At 68.1% G+C, this 5,855-nt stretch carries 5 protein-coding genes; 2 read left to right on the top strand and 3 right to left on the bottom strand.

Features of this window, described 5'->3' with window-relative positions; genetic code table 11:
• Window positions 1-85 precede the first annotated feature (85 nt).
• Window positions 86-1,429 carry a UDP-glucose dehydrogenase family protein gene (locus ACWIF2_RS39875; RefSeq protein WP_454366499.1) on the bottom strand — a complete coding sequence of 448 codons (1,344 nt, stop codon included), beginning with the start codon at window positions 1,427-1,429 and terminating at the stop codon, window positions 86-88.
• A 190-nt stretch (window positions 1,430-1,619) separates the two neighbouring features.
• Between ACWIF2_RS39875 and ACWIF2_RS39870 the strand changes: the two genes are divergently transcribed.
• The gene (locus ACWIF2_RS39870; RefSeq protein WP_454366497.1) at window positions 1,620-2,777 is read left to right on the top strand and encodes an acyl-CoA dehydrogenase; all 1,158 of its coding nucleotides are present in this window, start codon (window positions 1,620-1,622) and stop codon (window positions 2,775-2,777) included.
• Between the two features lie 77 nt (window positions 2,778-2,854).
• Here ACWIF2_RS39870 and ACWIF2_RS39865 read toward each other — a convergent pair whose 3' ends face one another.
• Window positions 2,855-3,415, bottom strand: a complete 561-nt coding sequence (locus ACWIF2_RS39865; RefSeq protein WP_454366495.1) for a hypothetical protein — start codon at window positions 3,413-3,415, stop codon at window positions 2,855-2,857.
• 422 nt (window positions 3,416-3,837) lie between these two features.
• Complete coding sequence (locus ACWIF2_RS39860; RefSeq protein WP_184598262.1) at window positions 3,838-4,395, bottom strand: acyl-CoA thioesterase; 558 nt, start codon at window positions 4,393-4,395, stop codon at window positions 3,838-3,840.
• A 119-nt stretch (window positions 4,396-4,514) separates the two neighbouring features.
• Here ACWIF2_RS39860 and ACWIF2_RS39855 point away from each other — a divergent pair, with 119 nt between their 5' ends.
• Window positions 4,515-5,816: an LCP family protein gene (locus ACWIF2_RS39855; RefSeq protein ID WP_454366493.1), complete on the top strand. Its 1,302-nt coding sequence runs from the start codon at window positions 4,515-4,517 to the stop codon at window positions 5,814-5,816.
• Window positions 5,817-5,855 lie beyond the last annotated feature (39 nt).

The following is a 5,855-nucleotide window of genomic DNA, read 5'->3' as shown; positions in this document are numbered from 1 at the left end:
CGGTTCGGCCGACTGAGCCTCGGCCGAACCGGCGTCACCCTTTTCTCAGGCACCTTCAGGCGTCCTCAGGCACCTTCACACATCGTCAGGCCTTGGGGCGCCCCATCGCGCGGTACGTCCAGCCTGCCTTGCGCCAGCGGTCCGGGTCGAGGGCGTTGCGGCCGTCCAGGATCAGCCGGGTCGCCGCGACCTCGCCGAGGGCCTCCGCGTCCAGCTCCCGGAACTCCCGCCATTCCGTCAGATGCAGCACTATGTCGGCGCCCCGCACTGCCTCGAGCGCCGAGTCCGCGTAGCCGAGGGTCGGGAAGACGCTGCGGGCGTTGTCCATGCCCTTCGGGTCGTACACCGTGACCTGGCCGCCCTGGAGATGGATCTGCCCGGCGACATTGAGCGCGGGCGAGTCCCGTACGTCGTCGGAGTCGGGCTTGAAGGTCGCGCCCAGCACCGCCACCCGCTTGCCGAGGAACGGCCCGCCGCCCAGCGCCTGCCGCGCCAGCTCCACCATCTGCCCGCGCTGGCGCATGTTGATGGAGTCGATCTCCCGCAGGAAGGTCAGCGCCTGGTCCGCGCCCAGCTCACCGGCGCGCGCCATGAACGCCCGGATGTCCTTCGGCAGACAGCCGCCGCCGAAGCCGATCCCGGCCCGCAGGAACTTCTTGCCGATCCGGTCGTCGTAGCCGATGGCCTCCGCCAGCTTGGCGACGTCACCGCCCGCGGCCTCGCACACCTCCGCCATCGCGTTGATGAACGAGATCTTCGTGGCGAGGAAGGAGTTCGCGGAGGTCTTCACCAGCTCCGAGGTGGGGAAGTCGGTCACCACGAACGGCGAGCCCTCGGCGATCGGCGTGGCGTACACCTCCCGCAGCAGCTTCTCGGCACGCTCGCTGCGCACGCCCACCACGAGCCGGTCGGGATGCAGCGTGTCGTCGACCGCGAAGCCCTCGCGCAGGAACTCCGGGTTCCAGGCCAGCTCGGCGTCCTCGCCGGCCGGCGCGTGTGCGGCCAGGTAGGCCGCGAGGCGGTCGGCGGACCCGACGGGCACGGTCGACTTGCCCACGACCAGGGCCGGCCCGTGCAGATGGGGGGCGAGGGAAGCGATCGCGGAGTCGACGTACGACATGTCACAGGCGTACTCGCCGTGCCGCTGCGGAGTGTTCACGCAGACGAAGTGCACATCCCCGAAGGCACCGACGTCGGCCCAGTCCTGGGTGAAGCGCAGCCGCCCGCTGGAGCCCTCGATACCGGCGACGTGCCGCCGCAGCAGGTCCTCGAGCCCCGGCTCGTACATCGGGGCCTCGGCGCGCTCCAGCTTCTCGATCTTCTCGGGCACCACGTCGAGGGCGAGCACCTCGAAGCCCAGCTCGGCCATGGCCGCCGCGTGTGTCGCGCCGAGATAACCGGTGCCGATCACGGTGATCTTCAGGGCCATGGGGTTGCTCCAGGGGTCTACGGCATGCGGTGCGCGCCCGAGCATAGCCGGGGCATGGGAAGGCGCTTCACTGGGCAACTTTCTCGCTGTCGTCTAGCTCACGTATCACTCCCGGGTGCGACCCCATAAACTTTTGATTACTTAACGGTAGTTAGCGTCAGCATCGCAGCGTTTTGGAGCGTGAGAGACCTTGGCCGGATCGGCTGACTTCGACCTGTACCGCCCGTCCGAGGAGCACGACATGCTCCGTGACGCCGTCCGCTCCCTGGCCGAGGCGAAGATCGCGCCGTACGCCGCCGCGGTGGACGAAGAGGCCCGCTTCCCGCAGGAGGCGCTCGAGGCGCTCGTCGGCAACGACCTGCACGCCGTGCACGTACCCGAGGAGTACGGCGGGTCGGGCGCGGACGCGCTGGCGACCGTCATAGTGATCGAGGAGGTAGCACGCGTCTGCGCCTCCTCCTCCCTCATCCCCGCGGTGAACAAGCTGGGCTCGCTCCCGGTGATCCTCTCCGGCTCCGAGGACCTGAAGAAGCGGTACATGACCCCGCTCGCCAAGGGCGACGGCATGTTCTCGTACTGCCTGTCCGAGCCGGACGCCGGCTCCGACGCCGCCGGCATGAAGACCAAGGCCGTCCGCGACGGCGACCACTGGATCCTCAACGGCGTGAAGCGCTGGATCACCAACGCGGGCGAGTCCGAGTACTACACGGTGATGGCCGTCACGGACCCCACCAAGCGCTCCAAGGGCATCTCGGCCTTCGTCGTCGAGAAGTCGGACGAGGGCGTCTCCTTCGGCGCCCCCGAGAAGAAGCTCGGCATCAAGGGCTCCCCGACCCGCGAGGTCTACCTCGACAACGTCCGCATCCCCACCGACCGCATGATCGGCGAGGAGGGCACCGGCTTCGCCACGGCGATGAAGACCCTCGACCACACCCGCATCACCATCGCCGCGCAGGCTCTCGGCATCGCGCAGGGGGCGCTGGACTACGCCAAGGGGTACGTCCAGGAGCGCAAGCAGTTCGGCAAGGCGATCGCCGACTTCCAGGGCATCCAGTTCATGCTCGCCGACATGGCCATGAAGATCTCGGCCGCCCGCGCCCTGACCTACCAGGCCGCCGCCGCCTCCGAGCGCGGCGACGCCGACCTCACCTACCAGGGCGCCGCCGCCAAGTGCTTCGCCTCGGACGTGGCGATGGAGGTCACCACGGACGCCGTCCAGCTCCTCGGCGGCTACGGCTACACGCGCGACTACCCGGTGGAGCGGATGATGCGCGACGCCAAGATCACGCAGATCTACGAGGGCACGAACCAGGTCCAGCGCATCGTCATCGCCCGCAACCTGCCGTAACGAGTCGAAAACGCAGCCCCGGCCGGCCGTTCCGGGCCGGGGCTGCGTCATCGACCAGTCGTTCCCAGACTTCTGGATCAGTCACACGCCGCGACGGTCGTCTTCCGGTCGATGATCGGAACACCGTCCGACCACATGATGGCCGTCACCTCGGAGCAGTCCACCCAGGTGCCGCTTCCGGAGGCCTCGTACTTCACCGGGCCCGCGTACTGCGAGAAGGTGCCCTCATCCACCTTGCACGGCGTGTCCGCCTTGTTCGGGCACAGCTTCAGCTTCATCTTCTTCGCGGTGCCGAGGTTGTTGTCGAAAACCGCGCAGGCCCCGTACTTGCCGGACGCGTACTTCGTGTAGGTGAACAGCGTCCCAAAACGCCGTGCGTCGGGAAGACGCTCCGCGTATTCCAGCTCATATCCGCTTCCGCACAGCGAGGCAGTGGCGCGGACCGCTGCCGGATCCTCGGCTGCGATGGCGCGTGTCTGCTTGTTCAGTGCGCCGGCTTCGGAGAACTCGACGCTGGTCCCGGAGACGACAGTGCTGGTTTCTGTGGAGGTGTGGTCTTCGGCAATGGCCTGGGGAGCAACCAAGAAAGTGGAGAGAAGAGCTGCGGCCGGGGCGACGGTGCGTATCAGCGTGTGCATGGAAATCCGGTGTTCCCTTCATCGAGGAGCGCGTGAGCACTGTAGACACAGTGCGACCATCCGTAACAGAGGCTGATCAGGACATGGCAATAATCGGTCCTGCCCTACCTGAGTATCCGGAGGGACGGCGCTCCTTTACTTGACTTGCCTGGCCGGTGGAATTCCGGTTAAGCGGAACGATGAAGGGCGCGAGGTGCAGAAAGTGGCCTGGCTGGTTCCGCTATACATGTGCGTGCGGCGGCTAAACCACTTTCTTTCGGTCGAGGAGAATGGGTCAGCTCCTTGTCGAACAGCTTCGGCCCCACCACGCTCTCCACATCCTCGCCGAATGCGAGGGGGTCGTCCGCTGGGGAGGGGACGACCGCCGCCGCTACGAGGGCCTGTTCTCGATTGCCGCCGGCCAGGCCTGCCGGGAGGCTCGCTCAGTCCTCGAACCCCTCCGCCGCCCGCTTCTCCCGCAGCTCCATGATCGCGCGGCGGCGGGCCAGACGGTGGGTGCGGCGGATCTGGGCCTCCTGGTAGCGGCGCTTGTCGCGCTCGGTCTCGGGGAGGACCGGTGGGACCCGGCGGGGCTTGCCGTCGGCGTCGACCCCGGCGAAGACGAGGTAGGCGGAGCCGACCTGGGTGGCCGGGGCGGACTCGTTCCAGCGTTCGGCCAGGACGCGGACGCCGACCTCCATGGACGTCCGGCCGGTCCAGTTGACCTGCGCCTTGACGTGGACCAGGTCGCCGACGCGGACCGGTTCGAGGAACGCCATCTCGTCCATGGACGCGGTGACGGCCGGCCCGCCGGAGTGCCGCCCGGCCACGGCCCCGGCCGCGTCGTCGACCAGCTTCATGATCACCCCGCCGTGCACCGTCCCCAGCAGGTTCGTGTCGTTGTGGGTCATGATGTGGCTGAGGGTGGTGCGGGACGCCGAAGTCGGCTTGCCCGGGATATCCGGACTGCCGGAATCCGCAGCTGGGGCCTGGTCTGTCATGGCCCCCACCTTATGCCGAGGCGGCATGAGGGGGTTTTGTGTCAGCTTCGCCACAGCCGTGCTCTGATTTTCCGACGACTCTTGTATGGCGCACTACGGAGACCTGCACACTGGGGCGCATGAACACTTGGCCCGAGGGGCGGTCCGACGACAACCGCGGCAACCGCTACGGACACGGAAGCTCGAGCGCACAGCCCGAGAGCGCCCGCGTCATGCGGCAGGTCCGCCGTGGCCCGGCGCCGTCGCCCGGGCAGGCCGGGTACGGCGGTGCGCCGCCGTACGGCGGCGGAGTACCGCGGCAGCCGTCGTACGTCGACGGCGGCTACGGCGGCCCCGGCGACGGCTACGACAGCGGCTACAACACCGGCCAGGTCTACGGCTCCCCCGGAGGCAGGGGCCCCGGCGGCCCGGGCGACGGCAGATACGAGCCGCGGCCCGCGCCGAACTGGCGCCGCCGAATCAAGGTGACGACCATCACGCTGGTGACGGTGCTGGTGGTGACCAGCGTCGCCACGTACTTCTGGGCCGACTCCAAGCTCAACCGCGACGTCGACCTGTCGCAGGTCATCGACCGGCCGGAGGCGGGCGAGGGCACCAACTACCTGATCGTCGGCTCCGACAGCCGCGCGGGCATGTCGGCCGAGGAGAAGAAGAGACTGCGCACCGGTTCCGCCGAGGGCAAGCGCACGGACTCGATGATGATCCTGCACACCGGCAGCAACGGCCCGACGCTGATCTCCCTGCCCCGTGACTCGAACGTCACGATCCCCTCCTTCAAGGGATCCGACTCCGGGAAGGTCTACCCGGGCACCGGCCGCCAGACGAAGCTGAACGCGGCGTACGCGGAGGACGGCCCGGAGCTGCTGGTCCGTACCGTCGAGGCCAACACGGACCTGCACATCGACCACTACGTGGAGATCGGCTTCGGTGGCTTCGCGAGCATCGTGGACGCGGTCGGCGGCGTCGAGATGGACATTCCGCAGGACATCAAGGACACCAAGTCCGGCGCGGACCTCAAGAAGGGCAAGCAGACGCTGAGCGGCGAGCAGGCCCTGGCCTTCGTCCGCACCCGTTACGCCCTCAAGGGCTCCGACCTGGACCGTACGAAGAACCAGCAGAAGTTCCTCTCGGCCCTGGCCAACCAGGTCGCCACGCCGAGCACGATCCTCAACCCGTTCAAGCTGTACCCGACGATGGGCGCGGGCCTGGACTCCCTCGTGGTCGACAAGGAGATGGGCCTGTTCGACCTGGCGTCCATGTTTTGGGCGATGAAGGGCGTCAGCGGCGGCGAGGGCAAGTCGATGAACATGCCGATCTCGGGCAACTCCGCGAACGGCAACCTCCAGTGGGACACCGCCAAGGTGAAGACGCTGGTGAACCAGCTGAAGAACGACGAGACGGTCACTGTCTCCAGCAACTGAGCACGCGGCGGCAGAAGCGAAGGGGGGCACCCGGGCGGG

This window comes from Streptomyces sp. NPDC055506, assembly GCF_053643595.1.
The sequence above is the reverse complement of the archived record's forward strand: the minus strand, read 5'-3'. Positions and strand labels throughout refer to the sequence as shown.